19 protein-coding genes are annotated in these 19,981 nt (G+C 73.7%); 5 read left to right on the top strand and 14 right to left on the bottom strand.

Annotated features, from left to right (window positions below; translation table 11 throughout):
- Positions 1 to 12 precede the first annotated feature (12 nt).
- From ACIRQY_RS07435 to ACIRQY_RS07410, 6 genes are all read right to left on the bottom strand, one after another.
- Positions 13 to 1,158 carry a LuxR C-terminal-related transcriptional regulator gene (locus ACIRQY_RS07435; RefSeq protein ID WP_403922794.1) on the bottom strand — a complete coding sequence of 382 codons (1,146 nt, stop codon included), beginning with the start codon at positions 1,156 to 1,158 and terminating at the stop codon, positions 13 to 15.
- A gap of 98 nt (positions 1,159 to 1,256) precedes the next feature.
- A complete protein-coding gene (locus ACIRQY_RS07430; protein ID WP_351780735.1) occupies positions 1,257 to 1,697 on the bottom strand; it encodes a transcriptional repressor in 441 nt (146 codons plus the stop codon).
- 155 nt (positions 1,698 to 1,852) lie between these two features.
- Positions 1,853 to 2,746, bottom strand: a complete 894-nt coding sequence (locus ACIRQY_RS07425; RefSeq protein WP_351780737.1) for a class I SAM-dependent methyltransferase — start codon at positions 2,744 to 2,746, stop codon at positions 1,853 to 1,855.
- A 209-nt stretch (positions 2,747 to 2,955) separates the two neighbouring features.
- Positions 2,956 to 3,237 (bottom strand): GNAT family N-acetyltransferase, encoded by a 282-nt coding sequence (locus ACIRQY_RS07420; protein ID WP_351780739.1) that lies wholly within the window; start codon positions 3,235 to 3,237, stop codon positions 2,956 to 2,958.
- A 323-nt stretch (positions 3,238 to 3,560) separates the two neighbouring features.
- The gene (locus ACIRQY_RS07415) at positions 3,561 to 4,469 is read right to left on the bottom strand and encodes a M56 family metallopeptidase (RefSeq protein ID WP_403922793.1); all 909 of its coding nucleotides are present in this window, start codon (positions 4,467 to 4,469) and stop codon (positions 3,561 to 3,563) included.
- The gene (locus tag ACIRQY_RS07410; RefSeq protein ID WP_366439878.1) at positions 4,466 to 4,858 is read right to left on the bottom strand and encodes a BlaI/MecI/CopY family transcriptional regulator; all 393 of its coding nucleotides are present in this window, start codon (positions 4,856 to 4,858) and stop codon (positions 4,466 to 4,468) included. Before ACIRQY_RS07410 ends, ACIRQY_RS07415 begins: the two co-directional genes overlap by 4 nt.
- An 82-nt stretch (positions 4,859 to 4,940) precedes the next feature.
- Between ACIRQY_RS07410 and ACIRQY_RS07405 the strand changes: the two genes are divergently transcribed.
- A complete protein-coding gene (locus tag ACIRQY_RS07405; protein WP_403922792.1) occupies positions 4,941 to 5,120 on the top strand; it encodes a hypothetical protein in 180 nt (59 codons plus the stop codon).
- A 19-nt stretch (positions 5,121 to 5,139) separates the two neighbouring features.
- Here the strand turns inward: ACIRQY_RS07405 and ACIRQY_RS07400 are convergent, their stop codons facing one another.
- The 3 genes from ACIRQY_RS07400 to ACIRQY_RS07390 all read right to left on the bottom strand — a co-directional run bounded on the left by ACIRQY_RS07400 (position 5,140) and on the right by ACIRQY_RS07390 (position 8,125).
- Positions 5,140 to 5,421: a metal-sensitive transcriptional regulator gene (locus ACIRQY_RS07400; RefSeq protein WP_351780746.1), complete on the bottom strand. Its 282-nt coding sequence runs from the start codon at positions 5,419 to 5,421 to the stop codon at positions 5,140 to 5,142.
- A gap of 75 nt (positions 5,422 to 5,496) precedes the next feature.
- A complete protein-coding gene (locus ACIRQY_RS07395) occupies positions 5,497 to 7,761 on the bottom strand; it encodes a heavy metal translocating P-type ATPase (protein WP_351780748.1) in 2,265 nt (754 codons plus the stop codon).
- A gap of 82 nt (positions 7,762 to 7,843) precedes the next feature.
- Positions 7,844 to 8,125 (bottom strand): cation transporter, encoded by a 282-nt coding sequence (locus ACIRQY_RS07390; RefSeq protein WP_351780750.1) that lies wholly within the window; start codon positions 8,123 to 8,125, stop codon positions 7,844 to 7,846.
- A 185-nt stretch (positions 8,126 to 8,310) separates the two neighbouring features.
- Between ACIRQY_RS07390 and ACIRQY_RS07385 the strand changes: the two genes are divergently transcribed.
- From ACIRQY_RS07385 to ACIRQY_RS07375, 3 genes are all read left to right on the top strand, one after another.
- A complete protein-coding gene (locus ACIRQY_RS07385) occupies positions 8,311 to 9,318 on the top strand; it encodes a hypothetical protein (protein WP_403922791.1) in 1,008 nt (335 codons plus the stop codon).
- Between the two features lie 51 nt (positions 9,319 to 9,369).
- The gene (locus ACIRQY_RS07380) at positions 9,370 to 10,068 is read left to right on the top strand and encodes a copper homeostasis protein CutC (RefSeq protein WP_351780754.1); all 699 of its coding nucleotides are present in this window, start codon (positions 9,370 to 9,372) and stop codon (positions 10,066 to 10,068) included.
- Positions 10,069 to 10,527: 459 nt separating this feature from the next.
- Complete coding sequence (locus tag ACIRQY_RS07375) at positions 10,528 to 11,442, top strand: aminoglycoside phosphotransferase family protein (RefSeq protein ID WP_403922790.1); 915 nt, start codon at positions 10,528 to 10,530, stop codon at positions 11,440 to 11,442.
- Positions 11,443 to 11,587: 145 nt separating this feature from the next.
- On the opposite strand, the gene ACIRQY_RS07370 is transcribed toward ACIRQY_RS07375, so the two are convergent.
- From ACIRQY_RS07370 to ACIRQY_RS07360, 3 genes are all read right to left on the bottom strand, one after another.
- The gene (locus ACIRQY_RS07370; protein WP_403922789.1) at positions 11,588 to 12,160 is read right to left on the bottom strand and encodes a dihydrofolate reductase family protein; all 573 of its coding nucleotides are present in this window, start codon (positions 12,158 to 12,160) and stop codon (positions 11,588 to 11,590) included.
- 88 nt (positions 12,161 to 12,248) lie between these two features.
- A complete protein-coding gene (locus ACIRQY_RS07365; RefSeq protein WP_403922788.1) occupies positions 12,249 to 12,665 on the bottom strand; it encodes a VOC family protein in 417 nt (138 codons plus the stop codon).
- Entirely contained in the window at positions 12,662 to 14,686 is a 2,025-nt protein-coding gene (locus ACIRQY_RS07360; protein WP_403922787.1) for a HelD family protein, read from the bottom strand. Before ACIRQY_RS07360 ends, ACIRQY_RS07365 begins: the two co-directional genes overlap by 4 nt.
- A gap of 366 nt (positions 14,687 to 15,052) precedes the next feature.
- On the opposite strand from ACIRQY_RS07360, the gene ACIRQY_RS07355 reads away from it, so the two are divergent.
- Positions 15,053 to 15,259, top strand: coding sequence for a hypothetical protein (locus tag ACIRQY_RS07355; RefSeq protein ID WP_351780763.1), 207 nt, complete (start codon positions 15,053 to 15,055; stop codon positions 15,257 to 15,259).
- A gap of 197 nt (positions 15,260 to 15,456) precedes the next feature.
- Here ACIRQY_RS07355 and ACIRQY_RS07350 read toward each other — a convergent pair whose 3' ends face one another.
- Together ACIRQY_RS07350 and ACIRQY_RS07345 are read right to left on the bottom strand one after the other, a co-directional pair.
- On the bottom strand, positions 15,457 to 17,097 hold the full coding sequence (locus tag ACIRQY_RS07350) for a DNA repair helicase XPB (protein WP_366439867.1): 1,641 nt from the start codon (positions 17,095 to 17,097) through the stop codon (positions 15,457 to 15,459).
- A 313-nt stretch (positions 17,098 to 17,410) separates the two neighbouring features.
- Positions 17,411 to 19,960: a helicase-associated domain-containing protein gene (locus ACIRQY_RS07345; protein ID WP_403922786.1), complete on the bottom strand. Its 2,550-nt coding sequence runs from the start codon at positions 19,958 to 19,960 to the stop codon at positions 17,411 to 17,413.
- Between the last annotated feature and the right edge of the window lie 21 nt (positions 19,961 to 19,981).

The raw sequence follows: 19,981 nt of genomic DNA, 5'->3' as shown, positions 1-19,981 counted from the left end.
GAACTCCTCTTACTAGGCCCCCTGTTCGGACCCTTCGCCGTCCAGGAGGCCGAGCCGGGCCGCTTTCACCCCGGCTTCGAAGCGGCTCGCCGCGCCCAGCTCCTGCATGACCTCCGAGAGCAGCCGGCTGACGGTCCGCAGCGACACCCCGAGACTGCGCGCGATCTGCTCGTCCTTGATGCCGGACGCCAGCATCTGGAGCGCCGCGCGCTGCTGGCCGGACAGCCCGTCGCCGCCGGTCTCGCCCGGCTCCTCGCCGTAGCGGGAGGCCGCCTGCCAGCAGTACTCGTAGAGCGCGAGGTACGAGCGGACCAGGCCCGGGCCCCGGGCCAGGATGGCGGGCGACCGCGGATCGTGCGGATCCGTGGGCAGCAGCGCGAAGTTCTCGTCCGCGAGGACCATGTTCATCGGGACGACCGGCGAGAGCCGCAGCTCCACCCCGAGGGCGGCGCGCTCCTCCAGGTGCTGGGTCATCTCCGGTACGGTGCCGACCCGGCGGCTGTACATGGCGCGCACCCGCACCCCCCGGGCCGCCCGCGAGCGGTCCCGCTCCAGCTCGGCGGCCATGTCCTCGCGGCGCACCGATCCGGTGTGCATCACATGGACGGCGTCGCGGACGGAAGCGGTCAGCTCCGTCAGCTCCCGCAGCACCCGCTGCGGATCGGTGACGATCTCGACCTCGACCTCGGAACAGGGCGCGGCCCCGGCCCGCAGAAACGGTCCGGCAAGAGTTTCGAGGGCGGTGTGCGCCCGGCTCGCCGCCGCCAGCCGGTCCTGGAGCCGGTCGCGCTCCCGGCGCAGCAGCCGCAGCAGTGCGACATCGGGTTCCACGACGGTGTACGCACCGGTCCCGCCCGTCCCTCCGGCGGCGTCCGCCCCGGGGCTTCCGTCACCGAGAACGGGCTGGTCACAGCCGGTGGTCACGGACGCCTCCACGCCCGGAGGTGCCCCGGCGGAAGATCCCGGCGGGGCGTGCGGGCGCGGCTCGGTGAGGCCTAAGGAGGAGAGTTCCCCCCGGCAGCGGTCGCGCTCGTCGGCGGACAGCTCAAGCCGGTCCGCGACCTCGTCGAACGTGGTCTCGGGGTGGCAACGGAGCTCCTGGTACACGGCGAGGGCCTGCTCGCTGCCCACCCGGGACACGGCGGCGTTTCTTGACACGGCGCAGCAGACTCCCCTCGGATCCCGGCGGACCCTGTTGAATCGCCCCGCTAGACAGTGCCACACATTCGTACGACACGCACGGAGTTGACCACTGCTCAGACGGCGGAGGCGCTCGCCCGGCACTCCGGGCACAGGCCCTTGAACACGATCTCCGCGTCCTCGACCCGCCACTCCCGCAGGGCCCCGCGCGGCGGTTCGGGCGCCGTCGCCGACACGTTCTCCACCCGGCCGCACACCGTGCACAGGGCGTGCTGGTGGGGCGGCCCCGACACCTCGAAGACCGCGGGCAGACCGGGCCGGTCGAACTTGCTGACCAGGCCCGTCTCCTGGAAGTGCCGCAGCATCTCGTACACGGCCTGACTGGTCAGCGTGCCGAGCCGCTCCCGGGCGGTGGTGGTGATCGCCTCGACGTCGAGATGGCCGCCCGCGGCGAGCACCGTGAGCACCTCCAGGCGCGGGCCCGTGACCCTCAGCCCGACATCGCGCAGGCGCTGGATCACCGCCTCGCGGCCCGTCAGCTCTTCCACGACTGCCATCTTCTCCGCCCGCCACCTGGTCGGCTCAAACTTTTGTAGGCATCGTACCTCTTGCTCGTCAACGTCGTCAGGTGTCCCGTGGCCGCCGCCCGGCCGTCCGCGCCGGGTGCCGGCCGCCCGCCCGGAGGTACGGGCCGGGCGCCCCGTACCGCCGTTCAGTCGTCCGTCCTGCACACCAGGAGGACGGACTCCGTCCGCTCGTCGATCCGGTGCCGCCGCCGCCCCTCGATGTGCAGTCCCGCCGAGTGCAGCTCCGCCGCGAGCCGCTCCGGGTCCACGATCCACTTGTCGGTGGTGAGCACGACCCGCTCGGTCGAGACCTTCCCGGTCCGTGCCGCGTAGTACGTGATCCGCTCGCTCATCGACGGCAGGTCGAAGACCTGCCGGGCCACCACCCACTCGTCGATGCCGTCGAACCGCGGCACCTGGAAGGCCCAGGTCCTGCGCGGTTCCGCGATCAGCCCCGGCAGCTGGTGCGCCGTGTAGTCCAGGGCCAGCGCCCCGCCGGTGTCCAGGTGCGCGGCGACCTCCCGCAGGAGGGCGGGCCGCCGGGCGGGGGGCACCGCGGAGACCATGGCGCCCGCGAGGAGCGCGAGCCGGTAGCTGCCGCGCAGCCGCAGCCCGGCCAGGTCCGCCCGGTGGGTGACGACGAGCCCGGCCACCTGCGGACCGATCCGGCGTGCCCAGCTTTCGAGGCGCTCAAGGGCCGAGGCGTCCCGGTCCACGGCTTCCACGGCGAAGCCGTGGCGGGCGAACGGGACGGCGAGCCGCCCGGCGCCGGAGCCGAGGTCCAGAACGGGTCCGCCGGTGGAGCGGGCGAGGCTGAGGTACCGGACGATGTCCGCGCTGTGCGGGCCGAGCAGGGCGTCGTGCAGCCAGACGGAGTGCTCGTCCGAGGGGGAGACCGACTCGAGCCCGGGGAGGGTGTCCGGGGTGACCCGGATGCCCGCTCCGGGGGCGGGTTCACGCTCCCGGTCGTATCGGGACGGCAGGACCGGCGCGAGCGTCGCGGGCACGACGGGCAGGGAAGTGCCGCTCGGTGTGTGCATCGCTCCTCCAGGGGCTCGCTCGGTCCATGCCGTCCGGGCGTGGTTCCCGTGCCGCCGGGATCGCGCCGCTGGACCCATCCTGACCTGGGGAGGGAACGCCGATCCACCGGATCGGGCTGCGTGAACACGCGATGGCGTGGATCTGCCACGTCCCCCTGAGGGGTGAGCGCGCGAAGAGGAGTTCGAGAAGCGGGGTCCCTGGTGTGCCCCTAGGGGGCCAGCGGGCGGCTCCAGCGGGTCGGGGAGAGGGCCGAGAAACCGAGCCGGGTGTAGAAGGGGAGCGCCGGATCGACCGCCGCGGGGAGCTCCACCCGCTGGTCGAGTGCGCCGTGGTCGCGCATCCGCTCGGTGGCCGCCGTGAGGAGCGCGGTCCCCACGCCCCGGCGCCGTGAACCGTCCGTCACGGCCAGCGCGTACACCTCGCCCTCGCCCGGTACGGGGACCCCGCCCGCGGCGGCCCCGACGATCACGCCCTCCGCGTCGGTCGCCACCAGCCAGCCGAGCCAGCCCGGCGCGCCACCCGGAATTTCAATTTCCGCTCGTATGCGGGGGAGTGCGCATTGTGCGGAGATCAGCCGCCGCATCGGGATTTCGGCCAGTATTTCGGTGTAGCTGCTCCGAATGGCGTCGGCAAGCAGCCTGGATATCGTCGTCGCATCGCCGGCCGCGGCCGTCCGTACGCCAGCCAGCTGCATTGGTTCGTACCCTTCGATGTGCCGAGCGTGAGCCCCAACATACCCACAATAGCGGGGAATTCAGTTGTCCGTGACCGATGCGAAATCTACGAATTCGCTTAGTAAATAACGGTGGCTTATCAGGGGAACGAGCAGCAGGCGATGACCAGGGGGGCCATCGCGAGCGCCGCCGACGCGATGGTCAGCAGACCGAGCAGGACCGGGTGTCCCGCGCTGTGCGGGGTGAGGATGCGGCGCATGCGCAGCGCGGCCGAGGGGCCGCCTGCGGCGAAGGCCGACCGGGGCGCCCGGCCCGAGGCGAGCGCGTAGAGCGCGGTGGCCAGCGCGTCCCGGGTGCAGCGGCGCAACGCCCGGTCGTCCGCCGCCATTTCGAGCAGCAGCGGTACGGCCGTGGCGCCGTGCCGGGCCAGCGGCAGATGCGGGAAGACGACCGCGAACGCCTCGGTCGCCGCCACCAGGAGGTGGTGGCGACCGGTGATGTGGGCCCGCTCGTGCGCGAGCGCCGCCGCGAGCTGCGCCGGGGTGAGGGTGTGCACCGCTCCCGAGGAGACGACGACCCGGCGGGAGCTGCCGGGCAGGCAGTAGACGGCGGGCCGTTCGTCGTCGAGGACGGTGGCCCGCAGGGCGGGGTCGTACCGGCCGACCAGCCGCAGCACCCCGGCGTGCCGGACCCGCATCCGGCGGGCCCTGGCCAGGCGGCGGGCGAACGCGGCGACGGGCAGCGAGAGCGCGGCGAGGGAGAGGGCGAACGCGAACCGTTCGCGTCCTTCGAGGTGGAGCACCTGCTCCAGGGTGGGCGGCTGGAAGGCGAACAGCGCTTCGCCCAGCCGGTGGCTGCTCTCGGCGGGCAGCACCAGCTGGGCGGGGAGGAGGGCGGCGGCGGCGGCGAAGAAGGCGCCGCTGGCGGCCCACACGGCGAGGGCGAGCCGGGGCGCCTGCTGGGCCCAGCGGGCCCGGACCACCAGCCAGGGGACCGCGAACCCGGAGAGCAGGGCGAGCCCGATCGGGACGAGCAGGTGGTGGTTCACGGGCGGCCCCCGTCCCCGGGCCGGGGTTCGTGACCGCCCCGGGCGGCGCGCAGGGCGGCGTCCAGGGCGGCCATGTCCTCGTCCGAGATGACCTCGACGAAGCGGAGGAGGGCGGCCGGGCGGTCCTGGCTGTCGCCGAGGGCGTCCCGCATGAGTCCCGCCGTGTACTCCTCGCGGCTGCGGACCGGTTCGTACAGCCAGGCCCGGCCCGCCTTCTCGCGCCGCAGCCAGCCCTTGCGGTGCAGGATGTCGGCGACGGTCATCACGGTCGTGTACGCGACCCGCCGTCCCCGGTTGATGTCGTCGACGATCTCGCGGACCGTGGCGGGCCGTTGCCAGGCCCACAGCCGGTCCATGATCTCGGTCTCCAGGTCTCCAAGGCGGCGCACATGCATCCCCTCCCCCTACGGGCGGCTCATCGTACGGGCCGCCTCCCCCGCTCAGGTATACCCCCTAGGGGTAGGTGGCGGGATGCTGCCCCTCATCACGTCCCTCGCGTCCCCGACCGAGAAGAACCGCCCCCGCGCGAAGGTCTGCGGCCCCGGTCTCCCCGGTGCGGTGGAGCTGGTGCTCCTCCGGCAGCTGCTCGGCCGCTGTCTCCGGCCGAGTCCCACGCTGTCCGCCGACTGCCCTTCGCGCAAGAGCGGTTGATCTCCCCCTCCGAGGGGCCCTACGTCCGGATCAGCCGGGCGATGGCCTTCGACGCCTCGCCCACCTTCACCTTGGCCTGGTCCCCGCCCTCGGCGATGGCCTCCGTCACGCAGCAGCTCAGGTGCTCGTCCAGGAGGGCCACCGCGCAGGACTGGAGTGCCGCGTTGATCGCGGAGACCTGGGTGAGGACGTCGATGCAGTAGACGTCCTCGTCCACCATCCGCTGCACCCCCCTGACCTGGCCCTCGATGCGGCGCAGGCGTCTGATGATGTCTTCCTTGTGCTGTCCGTAACCTGCCACGACGGGCTCCTCGGGGAGGGGAGGGGGGAGGGGGATGGGCGGGGAAGTGCGGGGCGGTGCGGGCGGTGCGGTGGATCAGCGGTCGGCGGCCTGGAAGCCCCGGAGCCGCAGGCTGTTGCCGACCACGAAGACCGAGGAGAAGGCCATGGCCGCGCCCGCGATCATCGGGTTGAGCAGTCCGGCCGCGGCGAGCGGCAGGGCCGCCACGTTGTAGGCGAAGGCCCAGAAGAGGTTCGAGCGGATCGTGCCGAGCGTCTTGCGGGAGAGTCGGATGGCGTCGGCCGCGGCCCGCAGGTCACCCCGTACGAGGGTCAGGTCGCCGGCCTCGATGGCGGCGTCCGTCCCGGTGCCCATCGCCAGACCCAGGTCGGCCTGGGCGAGCGCGGCGGCGTCGTTGACGCCGTCGCCGACCATGGCGACCGAACGGCCCTCCGCCTGGAGCTTCTTGACGACGTCGACCTTGTCCTGCGGCATGACCTCCGCGATGACCTCGTCGATGCCGACCTCGGCGGCGACGGCCTCCGCGACCGCCTTGTTGTCACCGGTGAGCAGGATCGGGGTGAGCCCCAGACCGCGCAGCCGCCGGATGGCCTCGGCGCTGGTCTCCTTGACCGCGTCGGCGACCTCCAGGACCGCACGCGCCTCGCCGTCCCAGGCGACCGCGATGGCGGTCTTGCCCGCCTTCTCGGCGGCGTCCTTCGCGGACTTGAGGTCCGCCGGGAGGCTCATCGCCCACTCTTCGAGCAGCTTCTCGCGGCCGACGAGGACGGCGTGGCCGTCGACGACGCCCTGGACGCCGAGACCGGGGACGTTCACGAAGTCCTCGGGGGTCGGCAGGGTGCCCACCTTGGCGGCGGCGCCGGTGGCGACGGCCTGGGCGATCGGGTGCTCCGAGGAGTGCTCCAGGGCGCCCGCGAGCCGCAGGACGTCCCGCTCGTCGACGCCTTCGGCGACGTGCGTACGGATCAGGGTCATCCGGCCGGTGGTGACGGTGCCGGTCTTGTCGAGGACGATCGTGTCGACCTTGCGGGTCGTCTCCAGGACCTCGGGTCCCTTGATCAGGATGCCGAGCTGCGCGCCGCGGCCGGTGCCGACCATGAGGGCGGTCGGGGTGGCCAGGCCCAGGGCGCAGGGGCAGGCGATGATCAGGACGGCGACGGCGGCGGTGAAGGCGGCCGTGAGGCCCTGTCCGGTGCCGAGCCAGAAGCCGAGGGTGCCGAGCGCCAGCGCGATCACGATCGGGACGAAGACGGCGGAGATCCGGTCGGCCAGGCGCTGGGCGGCGGCCTTGCCGTTCTGCGCGTCCTCGACGAGCTTCGCCATCCGGGCGAGCTGGGTGTCCGAGCCGATCCGGGTGGCCTCGACGACCAGCCGGCCGCCCGCGTTCAGGGTGGCGCCGGTGACGGAGTCGCCGACGGAGACCTCGACCGGGACGGACTCGCCGGTGAGCATGGAGGCGTCCACGGCGGACGAACCCTCGACGACGGTGCCGTCGGTGGCGATCTTCTCGCCGGGGCGGACCAGGAAGCGGTCGCCGACCTGGAGGTCGGCCGTCGGCACGGTGACCTCCTGGCCGCCGCGCAGCACGGTGACCTCCTTGGCGCCCAGCTGCATCAGGGCCTTGAGCGCGGCGCCCGCCTTGCGCTTCGAGCGGGCCTCGAAGTAGCGGCCCGCCAGGATGAAGGCGGTGACTCCGGCGGCGGCCTCCAGGTAGATGTTCCCGGCGCCGTCGGAGCGGGCGATGGTGAATTCGAACGGGTGGGTCATGCCCGGCGTGCCGGCGGTGCCGAAGAACAGCGCCCACAGGGACCACAGGAACGCGGCGATCGTGCCGACCGAGATCAGGGTGTCCATGGTGGCCGCGCCGTGCTTGGCGTTGGTCCAGGCGGCCTTGTGGAAGGGCCAGGCGGCGTAGACGACGACCGGCGCGGTGAGCGTGAGGCTCAGCCACTGCCAGTACTCGATCTGGAGCGCCGGGGTCATCGCCATCGCGATGACCGGCACGGCGAGCGCGACGGCGGTGATCAGCCGCTGCTTGAGGGGCCGCAGCTCCTCCTCGGCCTTCTCCTCGTCGGTGGGGCCCTCGGCGCCCGGGGTCTCGGACTTCGGGGGCGCGGGCTCGGCGGCGGTGTAGCCGGTGGCCTCGACGGTGGCGATCAGGGCGGCGACGTCGATGTCGGCGTCGAAGGTGACCTTCGCCTTCTCGGTGGCGTAGTTGACGGTGGCCTCGACCCCGTCCATCCGGTTGAGCTTCTTCTCGATGCGGGCCGCACACGAGGCGCAGGTCATGCCGCCGATGGCGAGCTCGACCTGGGCTGTGCCCGGTGTCGTCGTTGTCATGCGTCTGCTCCTCGTGAATACGGGGTCGGGGGCCGGGGCCCGAATCGGTCGGGCGGGCCCCGGCGGCCGAGGGGGCTGTCGGTCAGGCGCGGCCGGTGAGCTCGTAGCCCGCGTCGTCGACCGCCGCGGTGATCGCCGCGTCGTCGGGCTCGCCGCCCGTGATGACGGTCACCTGGCCGCCGGCGACGTCGACGTCCACGGCGAGGACGCCGTCCAGGGCGCTGACGGACTTGGTGATCGCGGTCTTGCAGTGTCCGCAGGTCATGCCGGAGACGGCGTAGACGGTGGTGGTGCTGTCGACGACCGCGACAGCGGTGGCCTCCGTGGTCGAGCAGCTGTTGTCGGGGGTGCAGCAGGAGCCCATGGCTTCCTCCTCGGTCGGTTCTTGTGGACCGAATACCCTCGGGGGGTATTCGGTTATGAGTCCATGTATACCCCCCGGCGGTATCAGAAGCAAGTGTCTCCTCAGCTTGACTTGATACCCCCTAGGGGTATGGTGAAGTGCATGGAAAGGTCCACGCGCCACCCCTACGTACCGGGAGAGCAGTCATGAACACCGGAGTGAAGATCACTGCCTTTGCCGCCACGCTCGCCGCGACCTTCGGGACCGCGTACGGGGTCGGCAAGGGCATCGGCCCCGTGGCGGAGCCCGTGAAGGCCGGGCACGGCGAGCACGCGGCCGCGCAGCCCGGCAAGAAGGGGGAGGAGGCTCCGGGGCCGGAGAAGGCCGGTGGGCACGCCGGACACGAGGAGGGCGGCACGAAGGGGACCGCCGCCGCGGACCTCCCCGGCGGGCTCCAGGTCTCCGACAGCGGCTACACCCTCGCCCTGGAGACCCCCGTCACCCCCGCGGGCAAGAGCGTCCTGAAGTTCTCCGTCAAGGACGCGGGCGGGAAGAAGGTCACCGCCTTCACCACCGAGCACGGCAAGGAGCTCCACTTCATCGTCGCCTCCCGCGACTTGACGACCTTCCGTCACCTGCACCCCGTGAAGGCGGCGGACGGCACCTGGACGACCCCCGTCGACCTGCCCGCCGCGGGCGGCTACAAGGCCTTCGCCGACTTCAAGCCCGCCGTGCCCGGCGCCAAGGGCATCACGCTCGGCGCCGACCTGTCCGTGCCGGGCGGGTACGCGCCGAAGCCGCTGCCCGCCGTCGCCCCGACCGCCACCGTCGACGGCTACCAGGTCCGCCTCGGCGGCACCCTGGACCCCGGCAAGGCGGGTGAGCTGCGGCTCACCGTCACCAAGGGCGGCAAGCCCGTCACCGATCTGGAGCCCTACCTCGGCGCGTACGGGCACCTCGTCGCCCTGCGCGACGGCGACCTCGCCTACCTCCACGTGCACCCGAACGAGGGCGGCCCGGGCCCGGACGTCTCCTTCACCGCGACGCCGCCCAGCGCGGGAACGTACCGTCTGTTCCTCGACTTCCAGCACGAGGGCAAGGTCCGCACGGCCGCCTTCACGGTGACCGCGGGAGCCACGGGCACCCCCGAGAAGGCCCCCGCGCCCACCTCGGGTGAGGCCACGGACGATGCGGGAGAGCACGCGCACGGCTAGGCTGGTCATTGGACTAGACCTATAGCCGTCATTCATGGAGGAATGGGCTCGATGAGCAACCGTGCAGTCCTTGAGGTGATCGCCCTCGACGAGGAAGACGCGGTCGCCGCCCAGACCGGTGGGGCCGATCGGCTCGAACTCGTCACCGACATGGCGGCCGACGGACTCACCCCGTCCAGGACCGGCTTCGCCGCGATCCGCGCCGCCGTCGACATCCCGCTGCGCGTGATGCTCCGCCTCACCGACGGGTTCTCGGCGGGCGGCCCCGGCGGCATCGACGCCCTGGTGGCCCGTGCGGCCGAACTGCGCGAGGCCGGTGCGGACGAGTTCGTCCTCGGCTTCCTCACCCCGGACGGCGAGCCCGACCTGGTGGCCGTCGAGCGTCTGATCGCCGTCCTCGACGGCTGCCGGTGGACCTTCCACCGGGCGATCGACCGCGCCGCCGACCGCGACGGGCTGCGCAAGGCCCTCGCCGACCTGCCCGGCCTCGACACCTACCTCACGGCGGGCGCGGCGGGCGGCGTCGACGACGGTCTCGCCACCCTGGAGGCCGAGGCCGCCCGCACGGGCGAGCCCGGCTACGAGCCCCAGATCCTCGTCGGCGGCGGCCTGCGCCTCGACCACCTCCCCGGACTCCGCGCGGCGGGCCTGAACGCCTTCCACATCGGCGGCGCGGCCCGTCCCCAGGGCTGGGCGGCCCCGCTCTCGGCGGACGCGGTCCGCACCTGGCGGGCGGCCGTCGACGCGTAACGGCGCCGGACGGCACCGGAACGCCGGGCGCCGCCGGAACGCGGGACGGCACCGGAATGCCGGGCGGACGGGCCCCGGGGCCCGTCAGGCCGGTGCGGACCTTCCTCGCGGGACTTCCCGTACGGGTCAGGCCCGGGGTCTCGTGCCCGTACGGAACTTCCCGTACGGGTACGGGCAAGGCCCCTTCCCCGTACGGGACTTCCCCTGCGGGTGAGGGCGGGCTCGTGGCCCTACGGGTGATTCCCTGGGGAGAGGTCCCCTGCGAGAGGCCCCCTACGGGTGCGGGCAGGGTGGCCCGCTCGGATGCCCGGCCGCGCACGTGCGCCCGCCCGGATGCTCGGCCGTACAAGTACGCCCGTACACAGGGGCGTTCGGTGCGCGGGCTCCGGCACCGGGCCCGTCCCGTACGGGCCCGAAAATCCTTCGACCTCGTGGGCGCGCGGTCGTTAGCCTCGGCGCATGACGGACGACGACGGCACCCCGGTACGGCCCCGGCCCGACGCGGAGGCCGTCCGCCGGCTCGTCGCCGGAAGGTTTCCCGAGTGGGCCGGGCTGCCGGTGCGGGCGGTACCGTCCGCCGGTACGGACAACCTGATGTTCCGGCTCGGCGACGACCTGGTCGTCCGCCTGCCCCGCGTCCCGTACGCCGCCCACCACGTGGCGAAGGAGCGGCGCTGGCTGCCCCTGCTCGCCCCGCACCTGCCGCTCGACGTCCCCGTCCCCGTCGGCGGGGCCGGACCGGGACCGGACTTCCCGATGCCCTGGTCGGTCTACCGCTGGCTCGACGGCGACGACGCCCACACCGTGCCGCTCACCGACCTCGCCCACGCGGCCGGGGAACTGGGCCGCTTCGGCACGGCCCTGCGCGCCGTCGACGCGCGCGGCGGACCCGCCTCCTTCCGGGGCGGCCCCGTGACCGACTGGGAGGAAGGACAACTCCCGGGCGCCGTACGGGGCCTGGCGGCCGACGGCGCCGTCGACGCGGACCTCGCCACCGCCGCCTGGGCGGCCGTCCTGCGGCTCCCCCGCTGGGACCGCCCGCCGGTCTGGCTCCACGGCGACCTGCTCCCCGGCAACCTCCTGGGCCGCGCGGGACGGCTCAGCGCCGTCATCGACTTCGGCGGCCTCGGCACCGGCGACCCGGCCTGCGACCTGCTGCCCGCCTGGTCGCTGCTCACCGCCGACAGCCGCCCCCTGTTCCGGGAGGCGGCCCGCACCGACGACGCCACCTGGGCGCGCGGCCGGGGCTGGGCCCTGGCCTGGGGCCTGGTCACCGAGCACCACTACCGCGACACGAACCCGGTCCTCGCGTCCGTGGCCCGCCGCACCCGCACCGAGGCGCTCACGGAGTACGCGGCGGACGTACCGCTCTGACGTACGGCGCCGGGATCGCCGTACGACCGCTGACCATGGCGGCGGGACCGCCGTGACGACCGCGACCCGTGGCGACGGGCTCACCGCCCCACCACGACCTGCGGCGCCGGGCTCGCCGCACGACCGCTCCCGTGGTGACGGGGGCCTACCGCACGACGTCGAAGACGTTCTTCTGGATGCCGTTGGCGTACGCCTCGTGCTCGACCAGCTTCAGCTTCTGGGCGTCCTTGTCGGTGGTGCTGAACAGGCGCTTGCCCGCGCCGAGGAGCAGCGGGAAGACCAGCAGGTGGTAGCGGTCGATCAGCCCGGCGTCGGACAGCGCCCGGTTCAGGCTCGCGCTGCCGTGCATGATGATCGGACCGCCCTCGGTCTCCTTCAGCGCGGCGACCTCGTCGAGCGACCGCAGGATCGTGGTGTCGCCCCAGTTGTCGACCAGACCGTCCTCGGTGAGCGTCGTCGACACCACGTACTTCGGCATCGCCTTGTAGTCCGCGAAGTCCGCCATGTCCGGCCACACGCCGCTGAACGCCTCGTAGCTGGTGCGGCCGAGCAGCATCGCCGTGGCCTGCTCCTGCTCCGCGCCCTTGAGCGCGAACGCCTCGGGGAGGAACTCGACGTCCTTGAAGGTCCAGCCCGCGTTCCGGTAGCCCTCCTCGCCGCCCGGGGCCTCGACGACGCCGTCGAGCGAGACGAAGGCGGAGCTGATCAGGGTGCGCATCTGGATTCTCCCGTTTCGGTCGTTCCTGCTGCTCAGCATGGCTGCCGAGCAGCACCTCACCCTGTCAGACCGGGCCCTGTTCGAAAACTCATCGGTCGTTTCGAAGATCGTGGGCGACGAGTTCGACCTCGAAGCCGTCGGCGTTCTCCAGGTAGGCGGCGTAGACGCCCTCGCCGCCCGCGTACGGGTGCCGGTCGGCGAACATCAGGCTCCAGCCGTGTGCCGGTGCCGCCGTCACGAGCGCGTCGACGGCGGCCCGGTCCCCGGCGTGGAAGGCCAGGTGGTTCACGCCGGGCCGCAGCCGGTCGTGCCGGTCCGCGCTGAGCGCCGGGGACCGCTCGACCACCAGGTAGGTGGGGCCGAGCGCCCAGCTCCGGCCGCCCTCCCAGCGCTGGAACGGCCGGTAGCCGAGGGCGCCGAGCAGCCAGCCGAAGCTCTCCTCGGCGCGCTCCAGGTCCGCCACCCACACCTCGATGTGGTGCAGCGCCCCGACGGGGGCGCTCACAGATCTCCCAACTGGTGGGGAACGGGGGCGGAGTGAACGATCGTCAGTCCGGACACCGCACGGGTCAGGGCCACGTAGAGCCGTCGCAGGCCGGTCCGCTCGTCGGGCTCGCCGCCGACGACGGCGGCGGGCTCGTCCAGGACCACGTAGTCGTACTCCAGGCCCTTCGCGAGCGAGGCGGGGACCAGGGTCAGCCGGGACTCGGCGGTCGTCTCCTCGCCGGGGGAGAGGTGCGCGAGCCCGGCGTCCGCCAGGGCCGCCGCGAGCGGCGCGATCCGTGCGTCCGCCGCGATCAGGCCGATCGACCCCTCGTGCGCCAGCGCCTCCCGGCAGGCCGCGACGACGTCCGTGTCGAGCGCCTCGCTGGGCCGTACCTCCAGGGAGCCGGGGTTCTCCCGTACGGACTCGACCGGGGCGAGCCCGGGGGACATGTGGGGCAGCAGCCGGGAGGCGTACGCGATGACCTCGCGCGGCACGCGGAAACCGGCGGTCAGCTCCTCCACCAGCGCGTCCGGCTTGCCCAGGTGCGCGAGGGCCTGTGCCCAGCTCTCCGTCGCCCACGGGGTGGTGCCCTGCGCGAGGTCGCCGAGGACGGTCGCCGAGCCGGTCGTGCAGCGGCGGCCCACCGCCCGGTACTGCATCGGGGACAGGTCCTGCGCCTCGTCGAGGACGACATGGCCGAGCGAGTGGGTGCGCTCCACCAGGTCCCGCGCCTCGTCGATGAGGACGGCGTCGGCCGCCGACCACTTCGCCGTCCGCACGCCACGGGCGGGCTTCGCCCACAGGAGCAGCTTCTGCTCGTCGCCGGTGAACAGTCCCTCGGCGTGCTCGGCGAGGAACTCCGGGTCGCCGAGGAGCCGCAGCACCAGCTTCGCGGGGTCCACGGCCGGCCAGCACGCGTTCACCAGGGCCTTGACGGCGGTGTCGCGGGCGACGGCGTTCTGCACCCGGTCGTCGGGGGCCTCGCCCGCCTGCTCCATCCGGACCAGGACGGCGTGCGCGACCCGCTGCGGAAGTGCCCCGCGGGCGGCCCCGTAGCGAATGTCACGCCCCGTCAGTTCCCCGACGATCTGCTCCAGTTCGTACGCGGGCACCCGCCAGCGGCGCGAGCCCCGGATCACCATCAGGGGCTCGGTGGGCAGCGACACGTGGGAGCGCAGGGCCCGCCGCAGCAGTTCCGCCATCCGGGCGTCGCCCTTGACCACGGCCGTCGGCGCCTCGTCGGCGCCCCGCACCTCGACGTGGGCGACGAGGTCGTCGACGGTCGCCTGCTTCACCTCCAGCTCGCCCAGGGCGGGCAGCACCTGCTCGATGTACTGGAGGAAGGACCGGTTCGGGCCGATGACGAGGGCGCCGGTGCGGGCCAGCCGCTCCCGGTGGGCGTACAGCAGGTAGGCGACGCGGTGCAGGCCCACGGCGGTCTTGCCGGTGCCGGGGCCGCCCTGCACACAGACCGTCCCCGAAAGGCCGGAACGGACGATCCCGTCCTGCTCGGGCTGGATGGTGGCGACGATGTCCCGCATGGGGCCGACGCGGGGCCGTTCGATCTCCGTCTGGAGCAGTCTGCTGGTGGTCTCCCGCTCCGCCGGGTCGGACAGGTGCTCGTCCTCGTACGCGGTCAGCTCGCCGCCCGTGTAGCCGAAGCGGCGGCGGAGCCCGACGTCCCTCGGGTCCTTCCGGGACGCCTGGTAGTACGGCTGGGAGACCGGCGCGCGCCAGTCGATCACCATCGGGTCGCCGTCGGCGTCGTGGACGTGCCGCCGTCCGATGTAGAAGCGCTGCCCCTCCTGCGTGGTGTGCAGGTAGTCGAGGCGCCCGAAGAACAGCGGGGTGTGCGAGAGGTCGGCCAGTGCCTTGACGCGGTCCTCGATCTGCCGCCCGAGGACGAGGGAGTTGACCCAGTTGGCGGTGACGTCCTTGATGTCGAGCGCCTCCACGTCCTCGCGCATCGCGCGCAGGGCGGCGCGCGAGGACGCCAGGTGGGCGCGTTCGCGCGCGAGGGGATCGTCGGATACGGGCACGGTGGAGCCTCCGGGTCGGACACGCGGATGCGTGGATGCGCGGACACGTCGAGGTGGCCGCCGGTTTCCGACCGGGCGGCGGCGCTCCACGGAGGGAGGCGGGGAAGCTGGCGAGTGTAGCTCCGGCGGGACGCGAAGGCGAACGGATTACGGGGCCGGCCCGGGGACCCGTACGGGGGCGAATCGGGGCCCGTACGGGCGTGACCTGGGGACTCGTACGGGCTGGGCCCGACCCCTACGGGTCCCCGGGCCGTCCCCGGGTCATCCCCGTAGGGGAGGGGGTCCGTCTCACGTCGGACGGCGGTCGGGCCCCGGTTCACCCCCCAGACCGATGTGTTCGTAATGTCCGAATTCCATCATGGAGACATGACCGCGACGACGTTCACCCTCGTGACCACCGTGCCCCGCCTCCGGCGCACCGCCGCCGCCCTGCGCGCGATACGCGCCTTCGGCGGTGCCGTCGCCGGCGTAGCCCTCCTGGGTGACTACGGCCCACCGGGAGCGGCCGTCAGGAACCCGCACCTCACGCACACCGGCCCGGGCCGACCGGGCCACGGCCCGGCCCCGGACTGACCCGGAACCCTCCCGGGGAGCCCGGAACCGCGCGACCACGGGACCATACGGTCACGGAACCGCACGGCTGCCCGGCCACAGGACCGCACAGCCACGCGGCTACGGAGCCACGGAACCACACGGCCATGGGGCCGCTCGGTCACTCGGTCACTCGGTCACGGAGCTACGGGGCCCATGCGGCTACGGGGCCCATGCGGCTACGGGGCGAGCAGCTCGTCCGCGTCGACGATCCGGTACGCGTACCCCTGCTCGGCCAGGAACCGCTGCCGGTGCGCGGCGAAGTCCTGGTCGATGGTGTCCCGGGCGACCACCGAGTAGAAGTGCGCCTTGTGCCCGTCCGCCTTCGGCCGCAGGACCCGGCCCAGCCGCTGCGCCTCCTCCTGCCGGGAGCCGAACGTCCCCGACACCTGGATGGCGACCGTGGCCTCGGGCAGGTCGATCGAGAAGTTGGCGACCTTCGACACGACGAGGACGCTGATCTCGCCGTTGCGGAAGGCGTCGAACAGCTTCTCCCGCTGCGCGTTCGGCGTCTCGCCCTTGATGACCGGGGCGTCCAGGTGCTCGCCCAGTTCGTCGAGCTGGTCGATGTACTGCCCGATGACGAGGGTCTGCTGGCCCTCGAACTTCTTCACCAGCGCTTCCGTCACCTTCCGCTTCGTCGCGGTCGTGGCGCAGAAGCGGTACTTCTCCTCGGCCTCGGCGGTCGCGTACGCGAGCCGCTCCGAGTCGGTCAGGTTGACCCGGACCTCGACGCAGTCGGCGGGCGCGATGTAGCCCTGCGCCTCGATCTCCTTCCACGGCGCGTCGAACCGCTTGGGCCCGATCAGCGAGAAGACGTCGGACTCCCGCCCGTCCTCCCGTACGAGGGTCGCCGTCAGGCCGAGCCGCCGCCGGGCCTGGAGGTCGGCGGTGAACTTGAAGACGGGCGCGGGCAGCAGGTGCACCTCGTCGTACACGATCAGCCCCCAGTCCCGGGAGTCGAAGAGCTCCAGGTGCGGGTAGACGCCCTTCCGCCGGGTGGTGAGCACCTGGTAGGTGGCGATGGTGACCGGCCGGATCTCCTTGCGGGTCCCGCTGTACTCGCCGATCTCGTCCTCGGTGAGCGAGGTCCGCTTCACCAGCTCGTGTTTCCACTGCCGGGCCGAGACGGTGTTGGTGACGAGGATCAGGGTCGTCGCCTTCGCGCGGGCCATCGCACCGGCCCCGACCAGCGTCTTCCCCGCGCCGCAGGGCAGTACGACCACCCCGGAACCGCCGTGCCAGAACCCCTCGACGGCCTGCTGCTGGTACGGGCGGAGGCTCCAGCCGTCCTCCGCGAGGTCGATCCGGTGCGCCTCGCCGTCGACGTACCCGGCGAGGTCCTCGGCGGGCCAGCCCAGCTTCAGCAGGGTCTGCTTGATCTGCCCGCGCTCGGAAGGGTGCACGGCGACGGTGTCGGCGTCGATCCGCTCCCCGACGAGCGGCTGCACCTTCCGGGAGCGCAGCACCTCCTCCAGGACCGGCCGGTCGGTGCTGGTCAGGACGAGACCGTGGGTGGGGTGCTTGGACAGGGTGAGCCGCCCGTACCGGTCCATGGTCTCGGCGATGTCCACGAGCAGCGCGTGCGGCACCGGATAGCGCGAGTACGCGACGAGCGCGTCGACGACCTGCTCGGCGTCGTGCCCGGCGGCCCGCGCGTTCCACAGCCCGAGCGGCGTCACCCGGTAGGTGTGGATGTGCTCCGGCGCCCGCTCCAGCTCGGCGAACGGCGCGATGGCCCGCCGACAGGCATCGGCCAGCTCGTGATCGACCTCCAGGAGCAGCGTCTTGTCACTCTGGACGATGAGCGGTCCACTCACGTGATCAGGTCCTTCCGGCACCGTGCCGTTCCGGTTAACGGCCAATCCTCCAGTGTGCCGCATACCCGGCACCCCCGGTCAGGCCCCGGCCCCGGGTCGTCCCGATCCCGCCCGAACACCCCCGGAAGAGCCGGTCCCCGCCCGAACGCCCTCGGCCGGCCCCGTCCCCGTGAGAACGCCCCCGGCCGACCCCGTCCCCGTGAGAACGCCCCCGGCGGGACCCGCCCGCCCCACCGCCCTCCGCACCGCCCCGACCAGCGCGCGCGCCCGCCCGTCGTCCGACGGGCCGCGGGCACGCTCGGCGGCGGGGCCCTCACACCTGGTCGTCGGCCAGTTCCGCCACGCCCGTGATGCGGTGCAGGGGGTAGGTGCGGACCTCGTCGGCCGTGTGGTCGTAGCCCGTCACGAAGCCGCCCTCCACGCGGACCGGGGCGATGACCCGCTGGCTCGCCGCGCCCTCCGCGTTCACGTAGCCGATCCACACCGCCGAGCCCGTCATCGCCGCCGCCTGGACGGTCGCCAGGGTCTCCGCCGCCGAGGTGCGGGGCAGCGCGCCCGGGGCCGTCGGGGACGCCGCCGGTTCCTTCCGTACCGCCGTCGCCGCCCGGTCGCCCGCCCGGATCACCCGGACCGCCGCGCCGAGCAGCGTCGCGTCCGGGGACGGCGGGCCGTCCGGCACCGGCACCGGGGCCTTCCTCGGGCCCGTGCGGTACGTGTCCGCCCGGGTGACCAGGACATCGCCCGCCGTCGACTCCGCCGCGGGCGCGTACCCCATCGACCGCAGCCCGTCGAGCAGCGACGCCGGGTCCGTCTGCGCCGCCAGCACCGTCGGCGCCAGCCTCCGCAGGCCCAGCGCCGCCGACCGCCGGTCCGCCAGGATCTCCCCGAGGACCGCGTCGTCGTCACAGCGGACGTACGCCGAAGCCGCCCCCACCCGCAGGTGCCCGTGCCGCCGCGCCACGTCGTCCACCAGGTACGACAGCGGCTGAGGCACCGGCGTACGGGAGTGCGCCCGCAGGAACTCGTGCAGGTCCGACGCCGACCGGCCCGCGTCGAGCGCCCGCCGCACCGACCCCGGAGTGAACCGGTAGACCGTCGCGCCACCCTTCGACTCCACGTCCGCGAGCACCGCCAGCGCGTCCGCGAGCGGCCGTCGCAGCGGGCCCGGCGCCACCGCCGTCAGATCCGCCTGCAACAGCACCTCGTCCACCGTCTCCGGCAGCAGCGGCGCCAGGAGCGTCGCCGCCCGGCCCGCCGCCACCGACAGCTCCACCCCGCCGCCGTCCCCGTCCGCCGGAGCCGCCTCCGCCAGCGGCAGGTTCAGCAGCGCCCGCGCCGGGCCCGACAGCGCCCCCCGCCCCGTGAGCCCCAGCAGCTCCGCCTCCGCGAGCGTCCAGCGGGCGAGCCTCGACCGCAGGTCCGTGGGCGCCCCGCCGGGCCGCTGGACCTCGTCCGCACCGGCCGGTGCCGCACCCCGCAGCGGACGCTCCCAGCGCAGCCGGGCCAGCAGCGTCCCCTGATCGGCCGCCGCACCCGGCGGCAGCGTCGCCAGGAGGACCAGCACCCGGTGCCGTACCTCCGGCGCGGGCGCCCGGTCCAGGTCCGGGCCCAGCACCGACAGCGTCCGGCCCTTCGCGTCCTGCCCGCCGACCAGCCCCGCCGTACGGGTCGCCGTCAGCCACGGCGCGACGAGCCGCGCCCACCGCTCGGCGGGCGGCAGATCCAGCCACGCGTCGTACGCGGGCGTCGGCGCGTACCGCTCGTCCGCCTCCCCGTCCGACGCGAGCAGCCCCGCACCGAGACACAGCTCCAGCCAGAACGCCGCCGTCTCCTCCGGCACGTCGAGCGCCACCGCCACCCGCCGCAGGTCCCGCACCGCCATGCCGCCCGCCCGCAGCACCTGCGGCCCGCCCCGGTCCCAGGACTTCAGCAGTTCCTCGGCCGTCGCCACCGCCAGCTGCGCCTGCCCGGCCGCGGCACTGTCCACAACCTGGGGACGGTAGTCGCGCTCCACCCCGATCTCCGGCGCGTACGGCTCCGGCGTCCGGTGCGCCCGGCCGCCCCGCAGGTGCAGCGCCACCTCGCGCGGCAGCACCATCGTCCGCGCCGACACCGGAAGCAGCAGCCCCCGGTCCCGCAGCCAGCGCACCGGCGGCGCCGGACTCGACGTCACCTCCCCGTACGGCGGACCCCACACCAGCCGGTCGAGGACCGTCAGCGCCTCCGGCGGCGCCGTGTCGAGCAGCGCCCCCATCCGCGCGCGGTCCGTGAACAGCCCGGTGAGCAGCGCCACCGCGGACACCGGGTCGTGCGTCGGGGGCAGTCCCGCCGCCGCGATGATCTCCTGCACCCGGCCCGGCGACATCCCCGACGTCGCCTCCGCCACCGTCGGCCCGAGACCGGTCGGCGACGGGTGCTGCGGTGAGGGCGCCAGCAGTTCACGGGCCGTCCGCACCAGCCTCAGCCGGTCGTCGTCCCCCCATACGAGGGCCTGTTCGCGCAGCAGCCCCACCGTGCCCGGCAGCGCCGCCTCGATCCCCGGATCGCCCTCGTCACCGGTGAGCAGACTCAGGAGCAGGGGGTACGGTGCCGGGTCCGGGGCCACCGCCAGCGCCTCCGCCGCCTGGAGGGCGAACCGGTCGAGCCGTTCGAGGGCGCGGACCACCGAGCCCCGCGTCCCGGCGCGCGTCGCCAGCTGTGTCAGGTCGTTCGGCACCGGGTTCAGCAGGTCCGGTCTGGCCCGCAGCAGCGCGGCGAGCCCCTCGTCGCCGCGTGCGCGCAGCGCCTCCGCGAGCGTGCGCGGCGCGGCGGCGCCAGTTACCTCGGGCACGTGCGCCTCCCGGTCGAGCTCACCGATCCCCATCCGGACCACGTTAGCCGCTGT

It is taken from the genome of Streptomyces sp. NPDC101490, assembly GCF_044767145.1.
Classification (GTDB): domain Bacteria; phylum Actinomycetota; class Actinomycetes; order Streptomycetales; family Streptomycetaceae; genus Streptomyces.
Note: the sequence above shows the minus strand (reverse complement) of the source record. Positions and strands in the feature narration are given on the sequence as shown.